Raw genomic sequence first — 24807 nt, 5'->3', positions numbered from 1 at the left:
ACGGTGAGTATCGCGACGCTGGGTTTTGCGACGGGTCTGCCCAGCGGTCACGAGGAAGTACGTACGGAGTCGGCCCTTGTGGCCGCTTGTTCAATAGGCGCGGCAGCCATCGTTCTCTCCACCGGTATGGCTTTGGGCCGGTGATCCTTGCTGCGGACTCTGCGCATCACTGGCCGCTCGATCCAAACCCAGCTCGCGATCGCCGTAGGGATGGTGAGGGCCGCGGCAGCCAAGGAAAACAGGACAAGGCCCCACTCGTGGCCCCCGAAGACTGCCAGCAGTTGCTGGAACGCAAAGGCATAGATGTAAACGCCGTAGGAGACGTCATTCTTTGCGATGAGGCTGGGCTGCGGAAGCCAGGTTGAAATCCACAGGGTGCCATAAGCAATTAGAACCCCGGACGCCTGACCGCCCCACAGCGGAAAAGCGGAAACCATGAGCAGCGACACGATGAGGCTGGCGACGGCCGGAACCCAATGGATTCCGATCCGGGACTTCCAAACGAAGAGGACAGCACCGCCAAGGAAGAACGGCAGGAGCTTCAACAACAGCACTACATCAAAGTTCCCATTGGTGTACCGGTTGATGACGTCAATATTTGCCTGCGCTACGACTGAAGCGGCAAAAACCAAGGTAAGGAACCACGGAGACTTCCGGAAAATCGCGAAGCACCCGAGCGCGGCCACTACGAGATAGCACAGAAACTCATAGTAGAGACTCCACAGCGAGCCGTTCCACGCCCCTGCGTAGGGGACATTGAGCGGCGTTCCAGCGATGTCGTAATGGTTCATTTTCAAGGTCAGGTTGGAAATGAGGAAATTCAACGGTGACGTGGCCGTGCTGAAATAACCCGACAGGCTTCCCCGAGCGACGAAGTAACCGATAGGTGCGAAGAAGGCCACCATTGTCAGCAGACAGACAATGAACGCCGGCATGATCCGGGCGACGCGGTGTACCAGATAGTCACCTAGTCCGTGGCTGAACCTGCTTCCGGTGATGAGGTAGCCGCTGATTACAAAGAAGCCAGAAACCGCCCATCCGCCCAGCGTCTCCCCGGCGAAGATCGGCTCGTTAGCGGAACCAGTCAGCGGCCAGCTGTGATGAACCAACACGGCCAGGGCCAGGATCAGCCGGATGAGGTTGAGGCTGTTGTTCCGGGGATCGAGTGGCTTGCCCAGGAGGAGTCCTGCAGGGGCTTTTTTTGATGACACGCGGGCTCCGGGTTCGGCTCATGGGAATTGACACTGACATGCAATTCTACCGTGCCGCGCTTAGCCCCCCGGTTTGCCCCGCGCGAAAGCTAAGGCAATGATGGACTAATGCGCGGAATCATCCTTGCCGGAGGCACCGGATCCAGGCTCCATCCCATCACTCTTGGCATCAGCAAGCAACTGGTCCCGGTGTACGACAAGCCAATGATCTACTACCCCTTGTCCACGTTGATTCTTGCGGGCATCCGGGACATTCTCATCATCACCACGCCCCAGGACTCGGACCAGTTTCAGCGCCTCCTGGGTGACGGTTCGCAGTTTGGCGTGAACCTTTCCTACGTTCAGCAGCCCAGCCCGGATGGCTTGGCGCAGGCATTTATCCTTGGGGCCGATCACATAGGCGACGACACCGTTGCTCTGGTTCTGGGAGACAACATTTTTTACGGCCAAGGCATGGGCACCCAACTGCGCCGGCACGCGAATATCAAGGGTGGCGCCGTCTTCGGCTACTGGGTCAAGGATCCGTCAGCCTACGGCGTGGTGGAATTCGACGGGGAAGGCAAGGCACTGTCCCTTGAGGAGAAACCAACCACCCCGCGTAGCCACTATGCCGTTCCCGGCCTCTATTTCTACGACAACGACGTCATCGACATCGCAAAGGGCCTCAAGCCGTCGGCCCGTGGGGAGTTGGAAATCACCGACGTCAACAAGGTGTATCTGGAGCGCGGCGATCTGCAAGTAGAAATTCTGCCTCGTGGAACCGCTTGGCTGGATACCGGGACCTTTAACGACCTTAGCGACGCATCGAACTTCATTCGAACAGTGGAAAATCGCCAGGGCCAGAAGATTGGCGCACCGGAGGAAATAGCGTGGCGTTTGGGCTTCCTCACCGACGACGACCTGCGCCGCCGCGCGGAGCCGCTGGTGAAGAGCGGTTACGGCGCCTACCTTCTGGAACTCCTGGAGGAGTGACGCTTCGTCCTCCCCCTAATACGGCCTGCCTGCAGGGGTCGGACCGCAAGGAGCCGCGGCTGGCCGGGAAACCTTGGAAACTGTAGTAACGAAGATTGCCACAGGCACTATCAGCAGATCAGATCCACTATCGCGAAGGCTGCACTTCAGCCAAGGAGCATCATGCGAACCCCACTCAAAGTAATTCTCTCGATAGTTGCTGCCGGTACAGCGCTCAGCTCATGCAGTATTGCCGATGCACCCCCCAAGAGCTCGCCCACACCCACGCTTCAACCGACCCAGACCACCAGCCCTACGTATCCTCCGTCAGCCGGGGAACCAAACGTGCGGCTGACGGTGACCACCCTGAGCGGAAATGCCGGGCAACAGTCGACACACCGTCTTGTTTGTGTTGGAACTTCCGCCGTGGAAGGAACAGATCTTCCGGACGCGGACGATGCCTGCAGGGTTTTGGACCGGCAACCGAACCTCCTGGAGTACGAGCCCGCCGAAACCAGTGAAGATTGCGAAGGTGTTGGCCAGCCGAACATTGCGGACGTTTTCGGCGAGATCAATGGCACGTCGGTCAGGACAAGCTTCCGCCGCGACAACGAATGCAATGTTAAGACTTGGAAGAAGCTGGAACCGCTGCTCGGTACCGTTCAGGAGAAGTAGGCCGCCCGGTCCTGGAAATAAACTGGATATTTTCGGCCGTACGCCAGCCCTATCTGTCAGGTAGGCGAGATGTAGGTGTCACTGCCGGTCCAGCATGCCTGTGCCTTTATCCCTACCAGCACGCAGCCACTTTGAACAGCCGGGCATCTGATCCTTCCGAATCGACGAGCTCCAGGCTTGCATTCTCCTCAAGATCCATCACACCGCCATAGCCGGCAAGGGTTCCCGTGACGGTTCTGGTGCCGAAGTCCAAAACATATCGAACGTTCAAGCGCCGAACAGACTCACAGACCGCCGGGAACTCAGCAGCGTCCTTCAGGCCAGCATTTACAACGTCGATATCAGACCCGTGGGTGGTCAGGATGTGGGGCTGTATAACAGTACGGCCGGACAACGCGTAGGCCAGAGCCGTCCCGCTGCTTGGCAGACCCGCAATATTGGCACCTGGCTCAGTTGTTTCAGGAAGGCGCTCCAACAGTCTCCTTTCCTCCGGGGACAGCAGCGCGGAATTGGCATCGCTGCGGTATTGCCAGTGTGCTTGGTAAGCCGCCCAATTAACCGGCATCAGTTGAGGTGCTATGGGCACAAGGGCAACGGCGTAGACCGCTGAAGCCAGAACTGCTTGCCGTGTGGGACCGGGTTTACCCGGAAGCCTGGTCTTCCCAAGGACGGACCCGTCAGCCGCCCTGATCTTTTCCCTCACAAGATCTATAAGGAACAGGGCGCCAATCACCGCTGGTCCCAAAACGACAACCGGCAGCAATGCTGCCAAGCGGTAGCTGTCGAAGTACCAGACACCGGTAATAAATTGCCTAATCGGCGCATTGTATCCTGCGGCGAAGAAAAAGAGGGCGGCTCCGATGAGATAGGTTCCGATTAACCACCGTCGGGACTTTGTGGTCCAGAGGTGAATTATGCCTGCAAGAAGGCAAACACTCAGTATTTCTTGGGACGGACGCCCCAACGGAGCGTTAAACAGGAGTTCGCCTATGGCCTGGGGAGGGGTCTCAACAACCCTCCAGTTCGCTGCATCCGACGGTGGCCGGAGGAAATACCAAACGACTGTCAGCAGAGCCAGTCCACCGAGCAGCGCAGCGGTCAGAACCCACGCCTGGCGGCTGGAGTCCTTCGTTCGTAGCGGCCAAAGAAGCCGGATCCGGAAGTAGTAGACCGCCAATGCACCTGGAAGAGCGAACGCCAAAAACGCCATCAGCGTACTGGGGTGCGCGAGTGCGACTCCTGCGACGGCAACACTCAGGCTCAGCCAGGCGATCAGCGCCGGCGGACGGTCATGGTAACCCAGCCCAAGCGCAGTAAAGGCAAGCCCCAGCGCAGCAGGCAGGACAGAGATCGAAAGCAGGTTTGGATACAGCACGCCCCAATCGATCATCAGTATCGGAAATGTCGCAAAACCGGCGGAGAAAACGAAGGTTGCAATCGCCGTCGCCTTGCGATATCCGGCGACCGCGAAGGTGAGGAAGAGAGCGCTAAGCGGCCAGGCTACTGCACCGATGGCAATGCTCGTGGAATTCACGAGGACAGGTATTCCAGCACCGGTGAGCTCCCCCACGATTGCCACTATTGCGTGCCAACCTGCGGGATAAGCACTGATCCCCGTAAAGGCTCCCAGGTTCAGAGGCGACGAATTTCTTGACTCCATGGCCCAACGGACTGCATTCAAATGGAAAACATTGTCGTAGGTCTGCGAGATGGAGTCGGGGTGGATCATTGCAGTCGCCATTTGCAGACCGACGACCAAAGCCGTGACGACGCTTCCCACGCCCACTACCAGGGACAAATGGACCGTACTTGGACGCCGGGCTGGACGAGTCCAGCCCGAGCCCCAAGTCCGGGACACAAAGAACGCCACAGCGGAGACAACTGCGCAACCAACGAGTACCGGCACTGGCGCCCACGGGATTCCGGCAAATGGAAATATCAGAGCGAGGAAACCAATGGTTCCCACGCTAAAGGCTGGTGCAATCAGCACAGCAGGAATTCCACGCATGCGTACAGCCAACGAAGTGGCCAAGCCAGGCAGCAGTAGCAGCAACACTGCTGTGAGGATTATTGGCAATGATTGCCACCAGGACACGGAACACCACTCTCGGGAGATTTGGGACAGATACTGATACTGAGGTGCCGGCCAGGAAACCTGGTAACGCTAATTCACCGGCTTCTGTTGCTAGGTCTCGGTGAGTGACCGGCGGCGCAGTTCCGAAACCACGTCGTGCACATCTCCGTCCATGATGACTTGGCCGTGCTCCAGGAGGACGCCTCGCTCACAGACAGTTGCGACCAGGTCCAGATCATGGCTGACCACAAACAGGGTCTTGCCCAAATCGGCCAGTTCCTTGATTTTTGCGATGCACTTCCGTTGGAAGGGTTCGTCGCCGACAGCAAGAATTTCGTCGATCAGGAACACTTCCGGATCGGTATGTACTGCAATGGAGAAAGCGAGCCGGAGATACATTCCAGACGAATAGAACTTGACTTCCGTGTCGATGAACTCGCCAATCTCCGAGAATTCGACGATGGAATCAAACATGTTATCGATCTGTTTCTCAGTCATCCCGAGAATGGCGCCATTGAGGTACACGTTGTCCCGCCCACTGAGGTCATGGTGGAACCCTGCACCCACTTCAATCAGTCCGGCCACCCGGCCCCGCGTCCGGACTGTCCCGCCGTCGGGCTGCAAGACTCCGGAAATGAGCTTCAGCAGGGTCGACTTTCCAGAGCCGTTCAGGCCCATCAGCGCCACAGTCTCCCCCTGTTTCACTTCAAGGGAGACGTCTTTAAGGGCCAGGAATTTCTTGGACAGATCCCCCTTGCGGCCCTTAACGAGCCAGACAAGGGCTTCCTTCAACGACCGCGTATGGCGAAGGACAAACTGCTTCCTGAGGCCCACACAACTGATGGCCACGTTGCCGTGGGAAGTCATCTCAAAGCTCCTGTGCAAAATGGATGGCAAGGCGGCGGAACGTCAGCTGGCCCAGGAACAGCACTGCCAATGTCACCAGCATTGCTACGGGCAACCAGACCGTCAGCAGATCGGGCGGCATTGTGTCGGCGACCAGCTGATCTGCTTTCAAGGTCGGTTCCCAAAACGCCCAGTGGAAGACTTCGACGGCTACTGTCATGGGGTTCAGCTGATAGACCCAGAACCACGGTCCCATCACCCGTTCGACCATCGACCAGACGTACAGTACGGGAGAGGCCCAGGTCACGACCATCACGATCATATCCACAATGTTTTCGGAATCGCGGAAATATACGTTGACAGCACCGAACATCAGGCCCAGGCCGGTGGCAAGAACTGCGACCATGCCGAAAATCAGGACCACGGCCGCCAGTTGCAGGATCGACGGCGTCCAGCCCACAACAAGACAGGCGCCAATCAGCACCAGAAGTTGCGGCAGGAAATGAGCAGCCGAAACCCACACAGTGGACACGGGAAACAGTTCCCGAGGGAGATAGATCTTCCGAATCAGATCACGATTGTCCACGATTGAACGGGTTGCGTTGGACAGCGACTCTGTGAAGAAGTTCACCAGAACAATCCCGGCAAACAAATAGATAGCGTAGTTGGGAGTGCCACGCTGAAGGTTCAGGAAAATGCCCAGTGCAACGAAATAGATGAGGAACTGCACCAACGGCTTGACGTAGGACCACAACAGGCCCAGTACCGAGCCGCGGTAGCGCACCTTGATTTCCTTGCGCACCAGCAGCTTGAGCAGGAACCTATCCCCGTAGACGTCGAGAAGTCCTCGTCCGCTTCCAGGTTTTACCAGCTGGTCGGATTGACCGGCCATCTAGGCGTCGTCCTTCGCGTTCGCTTCGAACGTTTTTTTCCAGGCGTCGAAGGAGCTAATTTCCGGTACAGCCCGCCGATACTGGTCGGCGAGCTTGTCCCACTCGCGCAGTAGCTTGGCATGCAGCAGTGTCGCCTCGGCAAGCATTGATTTGAGCTTCTTCGGGTCCCGCTGGTACCAGGAAGCACCCGTTCCTTCGGCGTTGGACACCACAACGCTGTCGTAGTGGGCCACCCGGAACCATCGGTTATCCCGGTGGGCCAAATATCCTTGAGGGCGCTCGGCGCTCTCCGGCCCGGGAGCTTTGATCAGCTGCCGGGCAACCGTCTTTATCCCCCAGGGAATCAGTTCCTTCTTGCTGGGCATCCCCACGACGGTGCCGCCCATTGGTCCTCGGCCGATCTTCGGCGCAGGGAAGTCGTCCACGTCGTCCTTCAACTGAGCGTCCGGATACTCGGACTTCAACATGTTGATCTCCGGCAGTTTTGTGGCAAGGACTTTGTGAAGGCCTTCGGGCCCCTTGAGGAGGTCCCGGAGCGCTTCGATCCGCCCGTGCTCGGTGAAGTACTGCATGGACACAAGATGCTTCACATCGGCCTGCACTGACTCCCGCAAAACACGGCCACCCTTTGGATACGGACTATGGATCAGCGTGGTGATCAGCCGGTTCCTCGCGTGGAAGTAGGCCTGCCAGCCCACCAGGTCATCCTTGTCAATCCAGGAAACGTGCCAAACGGCAGCACCGGGGAGTGACACGGTAGCGAACCCGGCCTCCCTCGCGCGAAGTCCATACTCGGCGTCGTCCCATTTAATGAAGAGTGGAAGGGATAGGCCGATTTCCTTAATCACGGTTGTTGGGATCAGACACATCCACCATCCGTTGTAGTCCACATCCACGCGGCGGTGCAGCCAAGGGGTCTGGCGAAGATTCGTGACGCTGAAGTCGTGTCTGGTTTCCATATCCGCGTGCGGAAGCGCCGGCACGATTCGGAACGGATCCACAACCTCTCCGAAGGTATGCAGGACACTGCGGTTGTAGAGGTCGAACATATGGCCGCCGACGATGGTCGGTTTACGGCAGTGGTCAGCGAAGGTCAGCAGCCGGACAATGCTCTCGGGCTCCACGACGATGTCGTCATCGAGCAGAAGTACGTAGTCGCTGCCGTTTTCCACCGACTCATACATCCCCCGCGCGAATCCGCCTGATCCCCCGAGGTTGGCCTGGTTTATCACCCTTAGCTTGCCGCCCAGTGATTCCCTAACAGCTTCGAAGTGCTCCTGGTGTTCGACCTTCGACGTTCCCTGGTCCACAATCAGGATCTCTTTGACGTTGTCCAACACGTCAAGGTTTTCCGCGAGGATTCGGGCGTTATTAAGGCAGAATTCAGGTTTATTCATGGTGGTGATCTGCAGGGTCACTTGGCCCTTCGGCCGGGAGCGGTCCAAAGCTTCCCAATGCCCATTTTCCATAACGAGATCGCCGGAGCTTGCCGCCAAGTCAAACCAGTACCAGCCGCCGTCCCCGAACGGCTTCAGCGTCAGTTCGAAAATTGAGGTGGCTGTGCCGTCGACGTGTTTGCCATCGACGCGCTGCACAGAGCCGCGGGCGTTGGACTTGTAGACAGTAACGGTCCCGGTTCCTGTTGTCTGAATTACGAGGCGCACGTCGCGCACGGAGGTCCAGCGCCGCCAGTAACTTGCCGGGAACGCGTTGAAGTAGGTGCCAAAGGAGATCTGTTCACCTGAACGGACACGCATCGAGTGACGGGACAAAAGATCTTCGAAGTGCGCCTCGCGGCTCTCCGAGCTGGACATGTGCAGCTTGTCTTCAAGCAACTTGGGTGTACGGGCAAATTCATCATTTTCGCGAAGCCGGATTCCACTGGCGGATCCGGCATCCACATAGAGGGACACAGTGTCCGGCTGGTCCGGCGAGGGCAGGATGATGCGCTGAATTGGTGCCCAGCTGGTGCTTTCCCTTTGCTCGCTCATGCGTCCACTCCTCCACTTTCAAGTTTTTCGCCGGTTTCGAAGTGCGGCCTGATTTTGTTGTCGAACATGCTTAGTGCAGAACCGATGGCCATATGCATATCCAGGTATTTGTACGTGCCCAGACGGCCGCCGAAGAGGACGTTCTTCTCGGTAGCAGCCAGATCGCGGTACTTGAGCAGACGTTCCCGGTCGGCTGACGTGTTGACCGGATAGTAGGGCTCGTCGCCCTTCTCTGCGAAGCGTGAGAATTCACGCATGATGACGGTCTTCTCCGTCTGGTAGTCGCGCTCCGGGTGGAAGTGGCGGGGTTCAATGACGCGGGTGTAGGGGACGTCGTCGTCGTTGTAATTCACAACTGACGTGCCCTGGAAGTCCTCGATATCGAGCACTTCTTCCTCGAAGTCAATGGTGCGCCACGAGAGGTCGCCCTCTGCGTAGTCGAAGTAGCGGTCAACCGCACCGGTGTACACGACAGGGATAGTGCCCACAACCTTGTTCTTGCTGAACTCGTGCGACTCGTCAAAGAAATCGGTATTCAGCCGCACTTCAATATTCGGGTGTTCTGCCATCTTTTCGATCCACGCTGTGTAACCGTTGGTCGGCAGGCCCTCGTACTTGTCATTGAAGTACCGGTTGTCGTAGTTGTAGCGCACAGGGAGCCGGGAGATGATGCCAGCGGGCAGGTCCTTGGGATCCGTCTGCCACTGCTTGCCCGTGTAGTGCTTGATGAAAGCTTCGTACAGCGGGCGGCCAATCAGTTGGATGCCCTTGTCGTTGAGGTTCTGCGGGTCGGTTCCGGCAAGCTCGCCAGCCTGCTCCTGGATGAGATCGCGGGCCTGGCCTGGCGTGAGGTTGGCCCGGAAAAACTGGTTGATGGTGGCCAGATTAATCGGCAGGGAGTAGACCTCGCCCTTGTGCACGCCGTATACCTTGTGAACGTAGTTGGTGAAGGTAGTGAACCGGTTGACGTACTCCCACACACGCTCGTTGGACGTGTGGAACAGGTGGGCACCATAGCGGTGTACCTCGATACCTGTCTGTTCTTCCTTTTCGCTGTAAGCATTGCCGCCGATGTGGTGGCGGCGGTCGATGACGACGACCTTCAAGCCGAGCTCGGTAGCGGCCTGTTCTGCGATTGTCAGGCCAAAAAAGCCGGACCCTACGATGACGAGGTCAGCGGTCACAAAATCTCCAGTGTCGTATGCGGGCAGCACATTGTCGTCCAAAGTCTGCTGCTCTAGCCTACCCGAGGCACTGCGGCGCCCGTCGAATCAAGCGCTCATCCAGCCCGCCAGGAGATTGCCCAGGACCGCAAACTCGGGTCGCAGTTTGTAGCGTTCCTCACCGCGGGGGCGCGCACGGAGTTGTCCACATACGGAAACTCGGTGAACCCGCGCGGCGTTCCGCTCACTAGCGTGGGTTGAAAGGCCGTGAGGATCCGTACCGATGAAACTCCATTGCACGCTCGTCCGCAGCCCGGGGTCCGGGCTGCAGGAATCACCACTCGAACTCACTATCGATGCGCCCGAAGGGACCACCGGCGAGGACATCCGTGTCCGACTGATCCAAAGGTTCGGAACTGGTCCGATCTCCATCCAGGGCAAAGACATCGATTCCATGAGCGTGGGAACGGCCCCACTGGTGAACGGTGCCATCCTTGTGGATGGGGCTTGCCACCGCAACGCTCTGAAGGCACGACGACGGATGCCTGGTGAAGACGCCCCGCTCGCCCTGGCAGTGCACACCGGCGTCGGGGCGGGCACCGTGGTGCCCCTGCGGCGAGGCTCCTACACCATCGGGCGGAGCGGAACCCGCATCGTGATCCCCGACCCCGAACTTTCCCGCGAACACGCCCGCCTCGTTGTCGCCGAGACGGACATCATGATCATTGACCTGGACAGCGCCAACGGCATCCACGTCGACGGCAAACGGATCCGCAACGCCGTCGTCTCCACCGAGTCGAGCATCCGGTGCGGCAACACAACGATGTCGCTGGTTTTTGTGGACCTGGCTGCCAAGACGCTGGCCGACGCCGGGACTTCCACCCAGCGGCCCCTCACTGTCCCGGGACGTGCGGACACGGCCAACAGGGCTTTGCTCCTGTTGACGGCAGTTCTTCCCCTGCTGATCGGAATAGGACTCGCCGTGCTCACCGGATTGTGGATGTTCCTCGCCTTTGCCGCCGTCTCGGCAGTGTCCGTCCTTGTCCCCCTCGCCTCAGAACGGCGCCAGCGCCGCGAGCTGAGAAAAGCCATTGCAGCCGCCGTGGAAGAAGACCGGCAACGACGACGACGGTCCGGCCCGTCCCTGGCACTCCTGGCCCTGGCTGTCAGCCAGAACCAGGGCATCACCGCTGTTTCCTCCGGCGAGGACAGGGTTTGGCTGCGGCTGGGGGAGGCTCCGCAGCCAGCCAATGTGAAAGTAGAGCCCGCCGCTACGTCGGTGGGCCTTCCCTGCCTGGACGCGGTTCCCGTGACCTTGGACCCGGCGAGGCCCACAACATTCCGCGGGTCAGACCACGTGGCTGACGGCATCATCCGATCCCTCCTGATGCAGTTGGCGGGTTACCCCAGGGGCCATGGCACACGAATCGTCATTTGCGGCCAAGCAGGCCGCTTGCCCTTGGCTGCCCGATACCTGCCAAGCGTCACTCTCACCGCTTCCGCGGCCGACATCCTCCCCATTCTTAGCGCGGGCTTCGGGCGTGGCTACCAACACGGCGTAGTCCTGCTGCTGGCATCTTCCAACGCGGAGGATGACCGCGGCACTATTGCCGAAAGTGCGGCGGCACTCGGCTGGCAGGTCCTCCAGTTTTCGACTGCAGAAAGTGCCGGCACCTGGGATGTGGAACTTACCGAGCGGAAATCCCTCCTGCGGCTCGCGGCCGGTGACATTGCATTCGTCCCGGATCTGGCACGCGAAGACGTATTCCTGAGTTTCTGCAGACAGCTGGCCGTCCATCAGGAGCGGCGGGATGCCGAGGAGCCGGCTGTCCCCGAAGTGTGCTCACTCCCGGAGGTGCTGTCGCTCTCTCCGCACCACACTGCTGCACGATGGAAAGCCAGCACCCGCAACCACGGCCTGCACGTTCCGCTGGGGCTCAGCGCCACGGGAGTGCGTATCCTGGACCTCCAGGCCGACGGCCCCCACCTCCTGGTCGCGGGCACAACCGGCTCCGGCAAGTCTGAATTGCTCCGGACCCTTACCTTGGCTTTGGCCCTCAGCCATCCACCCGACCGGGTCAATTTCCTCTTCGTCGATTTCAAAGGCGGCGCCGGGCTCGGTCCCCTCACGGAACTGGTCCACTGCGTCGGGCTGCTAACCGACTTGTCCGCGCACGAACTCGAACGCACCCTCATCTCTCTCCGCGCGGAAATCCGGCTGCGCGAGGAAGCGCTGGCTGCAGCCCGAGTGCCGGACCTCGCTGCCTACCGGTCCTCCGGCGCTTCGGAGAACTTCCCCCTCCCCCATTTGGTCGTCGTCATTGATGAGTTCCGCATGCTCGTGGATGATGCCCCGGAAGTACTCCGCGAACTGCTGCGGATCGCGGCAATCGGGCGCTCGCTTGGAATTCATCTGGTCATGGCCACCCAACGGCCGCAGGGGGCCCTCACAGCAGACATCCGGGCGAACGTCACCTCAAGCATTGCCCTGAGGGTGCAATCGGAGATGGAGTCCACAGACATCATCAGTTCCAAAGCGGCCGCCGGCATCAGCATTGACGCGCCGGGACGCGCCTTCCTGGCTCGCGGTACGGAGGCTCCCCAGGAATTCCAGACTGCTTCCCTAGCTCCAATCCATAATGGTGGTTCCCGCCCTGCGGGTGCCGTTAAGGTGGAGCTCGCCGCGGACTGCCTTGCATCAGCCGAGAGGGGCGGGCCTGAAGGTCGCCTCCCGGCCGGGCAAACACCTGCCCAGGCAGCAGCCCCGCTGGTAAATCTGGTGCGGAACCTGTGGTGTGAGCGGAAGGGACGGGCCCCGAGGCTACCGGTCGCCCCTCCCCTCCCTTCGAACCTGCCAGCCCCTCCCGAGACCACTTCGGCATCTCCACCAGGTAGCCACGGGAACCAGGATTGGGCGATTGAGCTCGGACTGTTGGACCTGCCGGACCAGCAGAGACTGGTGCCCCTTGTGTGGAATCCGGCCGCAGACGGTCACTTGGCCCTTATCGGTGCGCCGTCTTCCGGTGCCACCGAAGCGCTCGAACTGGCTGTAATGCAGTTGCTCCTCAACCCGGTCGAAGCACACTGCTACATCCTTGATGCGGGTGGTACTTTCCTGACCTTGGCCACGCACCCCGCCATTGGCGCACATGCGGGCCTGCATGAGCTGCGGCGGGCCGTCCGCGTGCTCGAGCGCCTCAAACAGGAGCTGGCACGCCGGTTGGGCCAAGGTGGCGGCCATGGCGAAGTGCCCTTGGTACTCGTCATCTCCGGATGGGGATCCTGGGTTTCGGCCTTCCGGGCCGGGCCTTTGGCCTGGGCTGAAGATCTCGTCCAGGACCTTGCCCGTGATGGCGGGCAGGCAGGAATTGTCGTGACTGCCGCCGGCGATCGCGAACTCGTCAATTCCCGGGCACTGTCGGCATTTCCCAACCGGGTCTACTTCCCCACCGGTTCCAACGCGGACAGCCGCATTGCATGGCCACGAATGCCGGCCACTGCGGAGCTTAAGGGGCGCGCCGTGGTGTTCGGTCCGATGTCCGGAGAAGTGCCTGCCGTTTGCCAGCTGTACAACCAGCCGCGCTTGGATTCAAGGGCGGCGGCCGGCGGCCACGAGGGGGTTAAGGGGGTGAACGGCCAAGAAGGCATTGAGAGGGTGACCGGCCCGGAGAGCGTGGGGAGCTCGGAGAGCCGGCTTTCCAAACGGCCCTTCCGCATCGATCGACTTCCCGCGTTGGTGCCAGCCTTGAAAATACGGGACATGACACGTTCCGGTCTAGGCGCACAGGACCTGACGGAGCCGGGCGAACCACCACGCGCTCCGGGTAGCACCACACTGCAGGACATCCTCATTGGCATTGGCGGTGATGAACTAGAGCCAACCTCCTGCCGGCTTCAGGCGGCAGGGGTGTTTACTGTCCTGGGCGGTCCGGGCGCCGGGAAAAGCAACTTCATAAGCGCCCTGCCGCTCATGAATTCCGAAGGCCGCCAGTGGCTGTATCCCAAAGAAGGCACGGATCTCCGCGACTTCTGGGAGCAATCGCTTGCCACTGCGGCAGCAGGAGAAACATCAAAGGGTACGGTGGCGCTGGTCGATGACGCCGACCTTCTCCCCGCCGAAGCCATCCGGGACTTGTCGGCTTTCAATGCCTTGGGGCACCCAGTGGTCCTCACGGCGACCTACAGTCCAATGCTCCTGCAACGCGTGCCGCTGATCATGTGCTCCCGTTCGGCGGGCACCGGCCTCCTGCTGGCACCACGTTCCCTGTCTGACGGCGATCTCTTCGGCGTCCGGTTCGAGGTGGAGGCCAGTGCACCACCGGGCAGGGGGATCTTCATCTCGCAAGGCCTCGCGCGGTCCATCCAGGTGGGCTGGGCTGCGCCCGGATCCGAGGGCGAGGCCTGATGCGCCGGATCAGCGGTCAACCACAACTGCGGCGAACCGAGGTCAGAAGGAATGTGGGGCAGCGGCTAGACCAGAAAAAGGTAACCCGGTGCGGGCACTCAGAGGGCCGGCGTCGAGCTTCCGGTGCGGGAGGCGAAACTGATGACTTTGTTGTGGAACAGCAGCACGATGGCCGTGGCCGCAGGAATCAGCATCACCATGCCAGCCAAAGGAAGACCACCAGTCAACGTGGGGAATCCGATGGTCAGAACGAACAACTGGGCCACCAGCGCGGCAGCCCTGGTCCACCGGTATCCCCGGTAAAGAAACACCGCCACTGAATAGAGCCAGGCCGAAAAAGCCAGGAGCAGCGCAAGGGTGAAAACTGCGCCCCAAAAAGAAAGAACCGGGCTGCCCGCTGCCAACTGGTAGCCGTACCACGCAGCAGCCGCCAGCAGGGCCGTCGCTTCCGTCGCCACTATCAGCGCCACCACGAAGACAGCAGCCGGTCGTGCCGGGCGGGTGCCGCCCGCCGGCTGCTCCGCGTCTGGGCCTTCTGACGGGTTCGGCGGGTCAGTGGGGTATACAGGGGGTCTTGACACACTGGCACCCTACCGGACATAGTCGGACAGTGGTGAGGGCAAGTACCGCCACTGTGACGTATCGCTCAGCGTTCCCGGGATTTCAAGCCTTATTACCCCTTGTTTACACAGCGTTAACATGACAGGCTTGACTCAGATGACCAACGGGGCCCTGCCGGGCCCCTTTCCTTTGTAGCTACTAGTGAATAATTTCACAAGGGCTTTTCCCAGAAATGGAGCAACTGATCAGCATGGATTGGCGTAACCGCGCAGCGTGCCTCGAAAAGGACCCGGAACTGTTCTTCCCCGTAGGGAACACAGGCCCGGCGCTCCTGCAGATTGAGGAAGCGAAAAGCGTCTGCCGTCGGTGCCCGGTAGTGGACACCTGCCTGCAGTGGGCCCTCGAGTCGGGCCAGGATGCCGGTGTCTGGGGCGGCATGAGCGAAGACGAGCGCCGCGCCCTGAAGCGCCGGGCAGCGCGCGCCCGCCGGGCTTCCTGATTCCATCGGGTACTTAGGCGCAAGCTAAAACACTTAAAAGGCCCTGGCCGCAACCTGCGAGGTTGCCGCCAGGGCCTTTTTGATGTCCTACTTCGCGGCCAGGCTGAGCCGGATCTGAACGGCGGTACCGCCGCCCTCACGCGGCTGCCACTGGATAGTGCCGCCGAGTTCGCTGGTCACCAGGGTGCGCACGATCTGCAGCCCCAGGCCCTCAACGTGGGGTGTGTCGGGCAGGCCCACACCGTCGTCGGCAATGGTGACGGTCAGCTCCTCGCCGTCGTCCCCCTCGGACCGGTCAGCCAGCAGCCATACGGTGCCGGTACGCCCCTCAAGGCCATGCTCAACGGCGTTGGTGACCAGTTCATTGATGACCAGCGCCAGCGGAGTGGCGAAGTCACTGGGCAGTTCGCCGAACAAACCGGAGCGCTCGGTCCTGACCTGCTGCGATGGCGAGGCTACTTCTGCGGACAGCCGGAACTGCCGCCCGATCAGCTCGTCGAAGTCCACGCTCTGCGTCAGGCCCTGGGACAGGGTTTCGTGGACCAGCGCGATGGTGGCCACCCGGCGCATCGCCTGCTCGAGTCCCTGTTTCGCCTCGTCGCTGACCATGCGGCGGGACTGCATGCGCAGCAGCGCTGCAACGGTCTGCAAATTGTTTTTAACCCGATGGTGGATTTCGCGGATGGTGGCGTCCTTGGTCACGAGCTCCATCTCGCGCCGCCGCAGTTCGGACACATCGCGGCAAAGGACCAGCGCACCGAAGCGCTGCTGCTCATCACGCAGCGGGATCGCCCGCAGGGACAGGCTCACCCCACGGGATTCAATTTCGCTGCGCCAGGGCATCCGGCCCGTAACCACCAGGGGCAAGGTCTCGTCCACCATGCGGCGGTCCTTGAGCAGGCTCGCAGTAACCTCGGCCAGCGAGCGGCCCTCCAGGGATTCACCGTCGCCGAGGCGCCGGAAAGCCGAGACACCGTTGGGGCTGGCATACTGGACGATGCCCTCGGCGTCGAGCCTGATCAACCCGTCCCCCACACGGGGGGCTCCGCGGCGGGAACCAGTGGGAGAGGCGAAGTCAGGCCACAACCCAAGGGTGCCCATCCGCAGAAGGTCATAAGCGCACTGCCGGTACGTCAGCTCCAGCCGGGACGGCATCCGCGAGCTCGACAGGTCCATGTGGGTGGTGACAACGGCAAGGGTGCGGCCGTTCCGGACCATAGGTACCGCCTCGACCCGCAACGCCATGTCACTGCTCCAGTTGGTTTCACTGGAGCGTTCAATGGAGCGGCTGTTCCAGGCCTTGTCCACGAGGGGTTGGAGATCCGAGCGGATGGGTTCCCCCACGAAGTCGCCGTGGAACACCGTATGCGTGGTGGAGGGCCGGACGTGCGCCAGCGCCACGTACCCATGGTCCGGGTGGGGGAACCAGAGCGCCAGGTCTGCGAACGCCAGGTCCGCGACCATTTGCCAGTCCCCCACCAGGAGGTGCAGCCATTCGGCATCCCCCGGCCCGAAATCAGCATGTTCCCTGATAGGGTCCGTAAAGATTGCCACTGCACCTCCATTTGCGACGCCGGACTTGCTAGCGTCGAACGATTGACCTCAAGAGCCTCAATGCTACCGACAGTGAAGCCATGTCGTCGGCTTCGAGGGCATTGACCTCATCAAACATGCTCTTCGCCCTGCCCAACTGCTCCGCGTTCCGGGCCTCCCAATCCTTCAGCCGCTCCTCCGGCGAGTCCGCAGCATCGGTGGCGTCCAGCACCGCCGTCGTCATGTCCGAGATGGTGGAATACAAGTCATCGCGCAGGGCCGCCCTGGCAAGCGCCTGCCACCTGTCCTGCCGCGGCAGGCTGCTGATGCGCTCCAGCAGGGAGTCCGCGTGGAACCGGTTGAAGACGGTGTAGTAGACGGCCGCAATCTCCTCTACGGGATCCTTCCGGACGCGGGCGATCTTTGCGATGTCCAGCAGGACAAAGCTCTCGAAGAGCTCCGCCCACCTCAAGGCCAGTCCTTCCGGCAGCTCCCATTCGCGCGCTTTCTCCAGCCAGCCCGCTACCCTGTCCCGGTCATCGCCGCGCAGGTAGTCGAGCAGGCGGGCACGCATGGGATCCATGAGGGGCTTGAATTCACCCACGACGTCGGCAATCGGCCGTGAGACGCTGCCCTGCCCCAGCAGCCAGCGGACAGCCCGGTCCAGCAGCCGCCGGATGTCAAGGTGGACAGTGCTCCAGTGCTCGGTGGGGAACGACGCCGGCAGGCTGTTCAGTTCCTCGACCATCACGTCGAGCTCGTAAACCTCCCTCAGGGCAACGAACGCTTTGGCGACAGCCACTTCCGAGGCCGAGGTTTCTTCCATGGTCCGGAAAGCGAACGTAATGCCGCCCATGTTGATCATGTCGTTAGCCACAATGGTTGCGATGATTTCGCGCCGCAGCGGATGGGTGTCCAGCTCCGCGTCAAACCGTTCACGCAGCTGCTCCGGGAAGTATGCCCGCAGCGTCTTCCTGAACCAGGGGTCGTCAGCAAGGTCGCTGTCGCGCAATGCGGAGGTCAGCTCGATCTTGGCGTAGGCCGCCAGGACGGACAGCTCCGGGGAAGTCAGGCCCTGGCCCTGCTGCAGCCGCTCCCTCAGCACCTCCGTGGTGGGAAGCGCCTCCAGATCACGGTTTAGGTCAGCCTTCTTTTCCAGCCAGTCCATCAGCCGTTCGTAGCTCGGGCTCCACTCGGCCACGCGGGTGCGGTCGTTCAGCAGCAGGATGTTCTGGTCGATGTTGTCTTCGAGTACCAGCCGGCCCACCTCATCGGTCATCGACGCAAGGAAGCCTGCACGCTCTTCGGCACTCAACTTCCCGGCGGCGACCATCCGGTCCACAAAAATCTTGATGTTGACCTCGTGGTCGGAGCAGTCAACTCCGGCAGAGTTGTCGATGGCATCGGTGTTGAGGATGACCCCCTGCAAGGCGGCTTCGATGCGGCCGCGCTGCGTCATGCCCAGGTTTCCGCCCTCGCCCACCACCTTGACGCGCAGGTCCCTGCCGTCAACGCGGATGGCGTCGTTGGCTTTGTCCCCCACGGAAGCATTGGACTCGGTGCTCGCCTTGACGTAGGTTCCGATGCCGCCGTTGTAGAGGAGGTCAGCCGGAGCCAACAGGATGGCGCGCAGGAGTTCCGGCGGGCTGAGTTCCGTTGTTTCCGCGGGCAGCCCCAGGGCGGCGCGTACCTGGGCGGACACGGGAATCGACTTTGCCTGGCGGGGGAACACTCCGCCGCCTTCGCTGATGAGGGACTTGTTGTAGTCGTCCCACGATGACCTCGGCAGCTCGAACAACCGCTGCCGCTCCACAAAGGAGGTTTCTTCGTCCGGGTTGGGGTCCAGGAAGATATGGCGGTGATCGAAGGCCGCGAGCAGCCGGATGTGGCGCGAGAGGAGCATGCCGTTGCCGAACACGTCGCCGGACATATCACCCACTCCCACCACGGTGAACGGCTCGGTCTGCGTGTCCAGGTCAAGCTCGCTGAAGTGACGCTTCACGGATTCCCAGGCACCCCGGGCCGTAATGCCCATTGCCTTGTGGTCGTAGCCCACGGACCCACCGGAAGCGAACGCGTCGCCGAGCCAGAACCCGTATTCCTTGGCCAGCCCGTTCGCGATGTCGGAGAAGGTCGCGGTTCCCTTGTCAGCCGCCACCACGAGGTAGGAATCGTCGTCGTCGTGCCTTATAACGTCCGACGGCGGCACCAGCCTTTCGCCGTCACCCTCCGTAACGAGGTTGTCAGTGATGTCGAGAAGGCCGCGGATAAAGGTTTTGTAGCTTTCAACGCCTTCGGCCATCCAGGCAGACCGGTCAACTGTGGGGTCGGGAAGCTGTTTGGCGAAGAAACCGCCCTTGGCCCCGGTGGGCACGATGACGGCGTTTTTTACAGTCTGTGCCTTGACCAGGCCCAGGACTTCGGTGCGGAAATCCTCGCGGCGGTCGGACCAGCGCAGCCCGCCGCGGGCAACCTTGCCGAAGCGGAGGTGGACACCCTCGACGCGGGGTGCATAGACCCAGATTTCGAACATGGGACGGGGGAAGGGCAGCCCCTCAATCCGGGCCGGATCGAGTTTGAAGCTGAGGTGCGGCTTGTACTGGTAAAAGTTGGTCCGGAGCGTGGACTCGATCAGGTTCAGGAAGGTCCGCAGTACCCTGTCGGCGTCGAGCGTGGCCACCTTTTCGATGGCCGCTGCCAATTCTTCGCGCACGGAAGTTTGCGCTTCCAGGCGTGCTTCATCGTTGAGGGAAGGATCGAAGCGGGCGGCGAAGAGCGCGCTCAGTCCCTTGGTCACTTCCGGATTCGCCAGCAGGGTGTCCGCCATAAAACCGAAGGAGTTGGCATTGCCCATCTGGCGCATATAGCGGGCGTATGCGCGCAGCACCGTGATCTGGCGCCACTGCAGTCCCTCGCGCAGGACCAGCCGGTCAAAGGCATCCGATTCAGCGGCGCCGGTAACGGCAGCGGAGAAGGAATCAGCCAGCAGCTGGCCCGTCGACACAGGATCAACTCCCGCCGGGTACTTCAACCCCAGGTCGTAGAGGAAGAAATCCCTTCGGTCGGCAGTTTCGATCTCGAACGGCCGCTCGTCCAGCACCTCGAGGCCAAGATTATGGAAGAAGGGCAGGATCTGGCTCAGGCTCTTGGGCTCCAGCATGTAGAGCTTGACGCGGGCGTCTTCCTCCAGCGTTGCCCCCGCCCCCTCCGGGAGGTAGACATGCACGCCCGGCCGTTCCTGCTTGGCACCGGCAGTCCGCTCCGCCGCCGCGCCGTATTTCTCGAAGCGGGCGATGTCTTCAAGCGCATCCTCAACTTCGTAATCCACGCGGTAGCTTGCAGGGAAGGCCTCCGACCAGATGGCTGCCAGCTCCTTGGCCTCTGCAACATCCCGCCCTTCGCGCAGGACTTCTGCGATGCCTTCGCTCCACGAGCGGGCGGCACGCACCAGCCGTTTTTCCAATTCCTCGGCGTTGACGTTGCTGACGTCGGCACCCTTGGGCAGGCGGATACGGAAGAACAGCCGGGCGAGCGCCGACTCGGTCATGCGCGCCTCATAGTCGATGGACACAGCCTGGAACGTCTCGCGCAGTTCCTGCTCGATGCGGAGCCGGACGTTGGTGGTGTACCTGTCCCTGGGAAGGTAGACGACGGCGGACATAAACCGGCCGTAGATGTCTGGCCGCAGGAAAAGCCGGGTGCGCCTGCGCTCCTGCAGCTTTTGGATGCCGAGTGCGGTGGATGCGAGGTCCGGAACCTCAATTTGGAAGAGTTCATCCCTCGGATAGGTCTCCAGGATTCCCAGCAGGTCCTTTCCGGAGTGGGAATCCGGCGGAAAGCCCGCGCTCCTCAGGACCGCGTCGACCTTTTCCCGGACGATGGGGATGTTACGAACAGAGCCGGTGTAGGCGCTGGTGGCAAAGAGACCGATGAAGCGCCGTTCCCCATTGACGTTGCCTGCAGAGTCAAAACTCTTGACGCCAATGTAGTCGAGGTATGCCGCCCGGTGGACCGTGGAGCGGGAATTGGCCTTGGTGATGACGAGGGCGCGCTTTTCGCGCGCCTTTTTCCGGCCTGTATCCGTGAGGTGCTGGATGTGCGGGGAGTCAGCGGCTGCGCGCAGCAGTCCCAGACCGCTGTCTTCCCGCAGTTCCAGGACATCTTCCCCGCCCACGTTGACCAGGTCGTATTCGCGGTAGCCGAGGAAGGTGAAGTTTCCGTCGTCAAGCCAGTGCAGGAGGTCCTGAGCCTGCCTGAGCTCAGCGATCTGCGCCGGGTTTGCGACCTTGTCCAGGCTCTCGGCGATCTGCAGCGCCTTTTGGCGCATATGGGGCCAGTCTTCAACCGCCGCCCGGACGTCGCTCAGTACCCGCTGCAGGCCTTCCAGCAGTGCTGCTTTTGCTTCGTCGGATACGCGGTTTATTTCGACGGCGATCCATGACTCCATATGCGAGGAGTTTTCGCCCTGGGCAATGAGGTGGGACAGGTTGGGCATGGCAGCGGTGTCGCCGCTGGAGATGCCGAGGTGGGAGGGAACCTTGTTGACCTTGACCAGGGCCCCGGTTTCCTTGTTGCGGGTGGCCACAAAAAGCGGGTGGACCACCAGCCTGATGGCTGCGTGCTGCCGGACCAGTTCAGCGTTGACCGAGTCAACGAGGAAGGGCATGTCGTCGGTAACCACGAAGACCACGCTGCTGTCTTCCTCATCAACGATGGAAATGTTTGCATGGCCCGGTTTCCGCACCGACGCAGCGTCCCGGTGCGCTTCCGCACGTGCGGTCAGTACGTCTCCCGGATAACTCCGCGCGTCCTCTTCGGCTAGGTGCTGATAGTAGTCCCCGATAAAGCCCTCATGGCCTTCGATCGAAAGGGGCTGATCCTCCACGCTGGATCCAGACGACATCGACACACGCCTCCATCACAAGATTCTCGCTGCTTCCTTGCAGCTCTTACGGCGAGCCTAGTCTTTTAGTTTGCGCCCTGCTGTGGAAGAAAACACAGAGGTTTTGGATTTTTGCTGGACGGGTGCACAAACAAGTTCTGCAATGGCTCGGCGAAGGGGCGAATCAGGTGCCACTTCCAACAGGAGTGACCCTCCCAGTAGTGCTGCGTCTGCCGCCGCGTTGTCCTCCGGAAGGAAAGCCTTAAGTTCCGACGCCGGACCGAACCTTTCCCATGCGTCCCGTAACTGCCGCTCGGGGCCCCTGCCCACCGAGGAGGCCCGGACCCTGTTCATCACGACAATGGGTGCTGCCTGTGGAACGGCGGTCTCAAGCTCGGCCAAACCCCGTACGAGCCTTGGCACTCCGACAGGATCCGCGGCACCGACAGCGTAAACAGTGTCAGCGAGTTCCAGGGAGCGCAGCGTAGCCGCGTTTCTGCGGGGAGCCATGGTGTCAAAGCTCAGCTCCTCGTCAGCCTCAAGGCAGAATCCGGTGTCCACGACAATCACTTCGGCAATCTGTTTCGCTCGTTCCAGGACGATGGCAAGGGCGGATGCCCGGAGCTCCGTCCACCGGTCCGCGCGGGTGATTCCGGTGAGGACCCGGAAAGAACCGAGTTTCGTGGCAACCGGCGTGGCCACCCTCCTTAGCGCGTCCGCGTCCAGCAGCCCCTGGTCAGCGAGCCTGCACGCTTGTGCCAGGCCGGCAGACTCATCCATCAGGCCCAGCACAGCGGCTATGCTCGCACCATAACTGTCGGCGTCGACGAGGATAACGGACTTTCCTTCGGCGGCCAGTTCGCCGGCGATGTTCGCCGCAACGACTGTTCGTCCCGGCGCTCCGGCAGGGCCCCATACCGCGATGATCCGCCCCAACCCTGGCTCTTCTTGGCTGTTCAGTGGTTCCGCCGGTACAGGGCTAAGGGCAGCGCCTGTGTCAGCGGCACTGCTCGAGTGGGTTACCCGGGGTCTGCCACCGGTCACTTGGGCTACTGCCTCCGCAATCCTGTCTGACAGAACCGCAGATTCGACGCCGGTCAGGGCGGAAGCCACTCCTATCCCCCGCAGTCTTGCGGCTTCATCAGCCGAATCGGTCAACGCAATGACGGCCACACCGACCGCTCCAAGCCGGTCCACCAGGGAAGCGGTCAGGCCCTCGGAACCCTCGGCAACAACCGCTGCCCTCGCCAGTCCACTTTGGCACGCGGCCAGCAATTCTGGCAGTTCCGCGCATCTTCGGACCACTGTGACAGGTCCGTGCAGGCGCTCCAGCCCGCCGACCAGATCCTCACGGCTCTGCCCGACCGTGACGACGGGAATGCTCATCGGGCACCGCCACCGGGATTCCAGACCACCGAGATCTTTGCTTCATTCGCCTGTGCCCCAAGCAGGCCGGGCATCTGGCTATCTTCCACCAGCACCATCAACACCGTGTTCCGGGACGACCCCAGGGCTGTGGAACCGGCCGTTACTTCCGCAATTTCTGCGCCAGGGAGGAGAAGCTTCGGTTCGCTGAAGCCGTTGCGGGCATCTGGCTGGGCCACCCAGACATCGACCCTGGCGCCTGCCACGGCCTGCGCTGGAAGGGGCTCCCCGATAGTCAAGGCAACTGGCTTGCGGTCCAGTTCGTCCACTGCTCCGAGGCTTGCCCTGGGAACGAGTTGGTCCTTGCCAATCCTTTGCACCGCAACTACGTTGTCCGGCAGGCCTGACTTGGCGGTAATGTAGTGCGCTTCCGTCTCGCCCAGCCTGACCTTGGCCCGAACGACGTTCTCCGGTGTCAGCTTTTCACCCACCGCTATGCCGTCGCGGGCCGCGTAGACCTCCGTGGTCCGGTCGGCGCTTCCCACCAGGAAGACGACGCCTGCCACGGATGCCAGTACAAGGAGAACACCTACCAGCAAGCGTGGGTCCTTCCATGAAGGCCGTTTCAGCCTTGCCGCCGTGGCAGATGACTCAGGAACCATTACCGTTTCTCCCCCTATATGCACCGGGACTGCCCGCTGTGTCCCGACTCCTCCTCATTGTTGCGGCACTGACGCTGGAACAAAAGTCAAAAGTGCAAACAGGATCAAATTGTGGATAACAGCAGCAAACTACGCGTCCCAATGGCAAAATGGTTGTATGCCCAGGTTTCTTACACTTGCAGACGTCGCCGAGCAGCTTCAGATTAATTCTCCGGCTGCCTACGCGCTGGTCCGGAGCGGTGAGCTCAAGGCTATCCAGGTTGGCGGCCGGGGCCAGTGGCGGGTCGAAGAAAGGATGCTTGAGCAGTACATCGAGGAACGGTACGCCGAAGCAAGCCGCATGATCCAGGAATCCAAGTCGAAGTCAGTCTGACCCCCCTCACCGGACGCTCCGGCTTCACGTGCCGGTGCAGTCCGGGGCCCAGCATCTAGAGCTCACTGGTCCGCCGTGACCTGATCGCAGCCAGGGCGGTGAAGGGAATGGTTGCGATCTGATTGACGTGGTTGCCGCGGCGCACCTCGCCGGGAGTGAGGACAGCAAGGTCGACATAGTCCTTTCCCACCCGGTCGATGACTCCTGCAAGCCGGCCCACTCCGCCGGCGTTCCCGATGATGACCGACAGTTCGGCGCGGTCCCGGGCCAGCCCGCGGAGGGCACTAGCCAGCCCGATCCCCCGGCGCACAGAGGACGTTTCAGCCAGTGACAGCCGGCCCAGGCCCACATAGCGCACCGCCGCCGCGTAGGGAATGAGTAGCTGGTGCTGTCCTTCATCCAGCACCAATGCCTCCCCGCCGGCGTGTGAGAGCGTGCCGGAAAAAGACTCCCCCGCAGCCAGGTGGACCGTTAGCCTGCAGCCCAGAACCGCCCGCAACCGGTCGGCCAGTTCCAGACCCACCATCTCCGCCCGCGCCCGTTCATTGACTTCGGCATCAAGGGCCAGCCGTTCCGCCTCTGCAAATTGGCTTTCGAGGTCAGTAAAGAGTGCATCCCAGCGCATCCGGCCAGCGTAGGGCCCACACCTCGCCAGGTCAATGAACGAGGATTTTTCTCTCCAACGTCTGGACAAAGGAAGACAACGACCGCAAACTGGCTCTA

General features: G+C 61.4%; 17 protein-coding genes. 5 read left to right on the top strand and 12 right to left on the bottom strand.

Translation table 11 applies throughout. From position 1 onward, the window contains the following. Positions 1-47 precede the first annotated feature (47 nt). The gene (locus G6R19_RS03575; protein ID WP_275898053.1) at positions 48-1211 is read right to left on the bottom strand and encodes an acyltransferase; all 1164 of its coding nucleotides are present in this window, start codon (positions 1209-1211) and stop codon (positions 48-50) included. A gap of 108 nt (positions 1212-1319) precedes the next feature. On the opposite strand from G6R19_RS03575, the gene rfbA reads away from it, so the two are divergent. Continuing rightward, positions 1320-2183 carry a glucose-1-phosphate thymidylyltransferase RfbA gene (gene rfbA, locus G6R19_RS03570; RefSeq protein ID WP_163162345.1) on the top strand — a complete coding sequence of 288 codons (864 nt, stop codon included), beginning with the start codon at positions 1320-1322 and terminating at the stop codon, positions 2181-2183. Between the two features lie 336 nt (positions 2184-2519). Then, positions 2520-2837 carry a hypothetical protein gene (locus tag G6R19_RS03565; RefSeq protein ID WP_163162343.1) on the top strand — a complete coding sequence of 106 codons (318 nt, stop codon included), beginning with the start codon at positions 2520-2522 and terminating at the stop codon, positions 2835-2837. A 112-nt stretch (positions 2838-2949) separates the two neighbouring features. Here G6R19_RS03565 and G6R19_RS03560 read toward each other — a convergent pair whose 3' ends face one another. The 5 genes from G6R19_RS03560 to glf all read right to left on the bottom strand — a co-directional run bounded on the left by G6R19_RS03560 (position 2950) and on the right by glf (position 9825). Next, positions 2950-4893: a DUF6541 family protein gene (locus G6R19_RS03560; RefSeq protein WP_346010073.1), complete on the bottom strand. Its 1944-nt coding sequence runs from the start codon at positions 4891-4893 to the stop codon at positions 2950-2952. A 129-nt stretch (positions 4894-5022) separates the two neighbouring features. Continuing rightward, positions 5023-5778, bottom strand: a complete 756-nt coding sequence (locus G6R19_RS03555; RefSeq protein ID WP_163162339.1) for an ABC transporter ATP-binding protein — start codon at positions 5776-5778, stop codon at positions 5023-5025. 1 nt (position 5779) lies between these two features. Further along, a complete protein-coding gene (locus tag G6R19_RS03550; RefSeq protein ID WP_163162331.1) occupies positions 5780-6649 on the bottom strand; it encodes an ABC transporter permease in 870 nt (289 codons plus the stop codon). Then, positions 6650-8641: a glycosyltransferase gene (locus tag G6R19_RS03545; RefSeq protein ID WP_163162329.1), complete on the bottom strand. Its 1992-nt coding sequence runs from the start codon at positions 8639-8641 to the stop codon at positions 6650-6652. It lies immediately after the preceding gene. Continuing rightward, entirely contained in the window at positions 8638-9825 is a 1188-nt protein-coding gene (gene glf, locus G6R19_RS03540; protein ID WP_163162327.1) for a UDP-galactopyranose mutase, read from the bottom strand. The genes G6R19_RS03545 and glf overlap by 4 nt, the downstream gene beginning before the upstream one ends. 262 nt (positions 9826-10087) lie before the next feature. On the opposite strand from glf, the gene G6R19_RS03535 reads away from it, so the two are divergent. Further along, positions 10088-14209, top strand: a complete 4122-nt coding sequence (locus G6R19_RS03535) for an FtsK/SpoIIIE domain-containing protein (protein WP_163162325.1) — start codon at positions 10088-10090, stop codon at positions 14207-14209. 98 nt (positions 14210-14307) lie between these two features. Here G6R19_RS03535 and G6R19_RS03530 read toward each other — a convergent pair whose 3' ends face one another. After that, a complete protein-coding gene (locus G6R19_RS03530) occupies positions 14308-14682 on the bottom strand; it encodes a hypothetical protein (RefSeq protein ID WP_240341759.1) in 375 nt (124 codons plus the stop codon). A gap of 338 nt (positions 14683-15020) precedes the next feature. Here G6R19_RS03530 and G6R19_RS03525 point away from each other — a divergent pair, with 338 nt between their 5' ends. Further along, complete coding sequence (locus tag G6R19_RS03525; RefSeq protein WP_015937605.1) at positions 15021-15269, top strand: WhiB family transcriptional regulator; 249 nt, start codon at positions 15021-15023, stop codon at positions 15267-15269. 87 nt (positions 15270-15356) lie between these two features. On the opposite strand, the gene G6R19_RS03520 is transcribed toward G6R19_RS03525, so the two are convergent. The 4 genes from G6R19_RS03520 to G6R19_RS03505 are packed head-to-tail and all read right to left on the bottom strand — an operon-like array spanning position 15357 to position 23711. Continuing rightward, positions 15357-16823: a PAS domain-containing sensor histidine kinase gene (locus tag G6R19_RS03520; protein WP_163162323.1), complete on the bottom strand. Its 1467-nt coding sequence runs from the start codon at positions 16821-16823 to the stop codon at positions 15357-15359. A gap of 28 nt (positions 16824-16851) precedes the next feature. After that, positions 16852-21705 carry an NAD-glutamate dehydrogenase gene (locus G6R19_RS03515; RefSeq protein ID WP_163162321.1) on the bottom strand — a complete coding sequence of 1618 codons (4854 nt, stop codon included), beginning with the start codon at positions 21703-21705 and terminating at the stop codon, positions 16852-16854. A 57-nt stretch (positions 21706-21762) separates the two neighbouring features. Next, the gene (locus G6R19_RS03510) at positions 21763-23070 is read right to left on the bottom strand and encodes a P-loop NTPase (RefSeq protein WP_163162319.1); all 1308 of its coding nucleotides are present in this window, start codon (positions 23068-23070) and stop codon (positions 21763-21765) included. Next, positions 23067-23711, bottom strand: a complete 645-nt coding sequence (locus G6R19_RS03505) for a hypothetical protein (protein WP_163162317.1) — start codon at positions 23709-23711, stop codon at positions 23067-23069. Before G6R19_RS03505 ends, G6R19_RS03510 begins: the two co-directional genes overlap by 4 nt. A 157-nt stretch (positions 23712-23868) precedes the next feature. Between G6R19_RS03505 and G6R19_RS03500 the strand changes: the two genes are divergently transcribed. Continuing rightward, a complete protein-coding gene (locus tag G6R19_RS03500) occupies positions 23869-24084 on the top strand; it encodes a helix-turn-helix domain-containing protein (RefSeq protein ID WP_163162315.1) in 216 nt (71 codons plus the stop codon). A gap of 55 nt (positions 24085-24139) precedes the next feature. Here G6R19_RS03500 and G6R19_RS03495 read toward each other — a convergent pair whose 3' ends face one another. Further along, positions 24140-24709, bottom strand: a complete 570-nt coding sequence (locus G6R19_RS03495) for a hypothetical protein (protein ID WP_163162313.1) — start codon at positions 24707-24709, stop codon at positions 24140-24142. Positions 24710-24807 lie beyond the last annotated feature (98 nt).

The sequence above is a fragment of the Arthrobacter sp. Alg241-R88 genome (assembly GCF_900537115.1).
Classification (GTDB): domain Bacteria; phylum Actinomycetota; class Actinomycetes; order Actinomycetales; family Micrococcaceae; genus Arthrobacter.
This window is presented reverse-complemented; position numbering and strand designations above follow the sequence as displayed.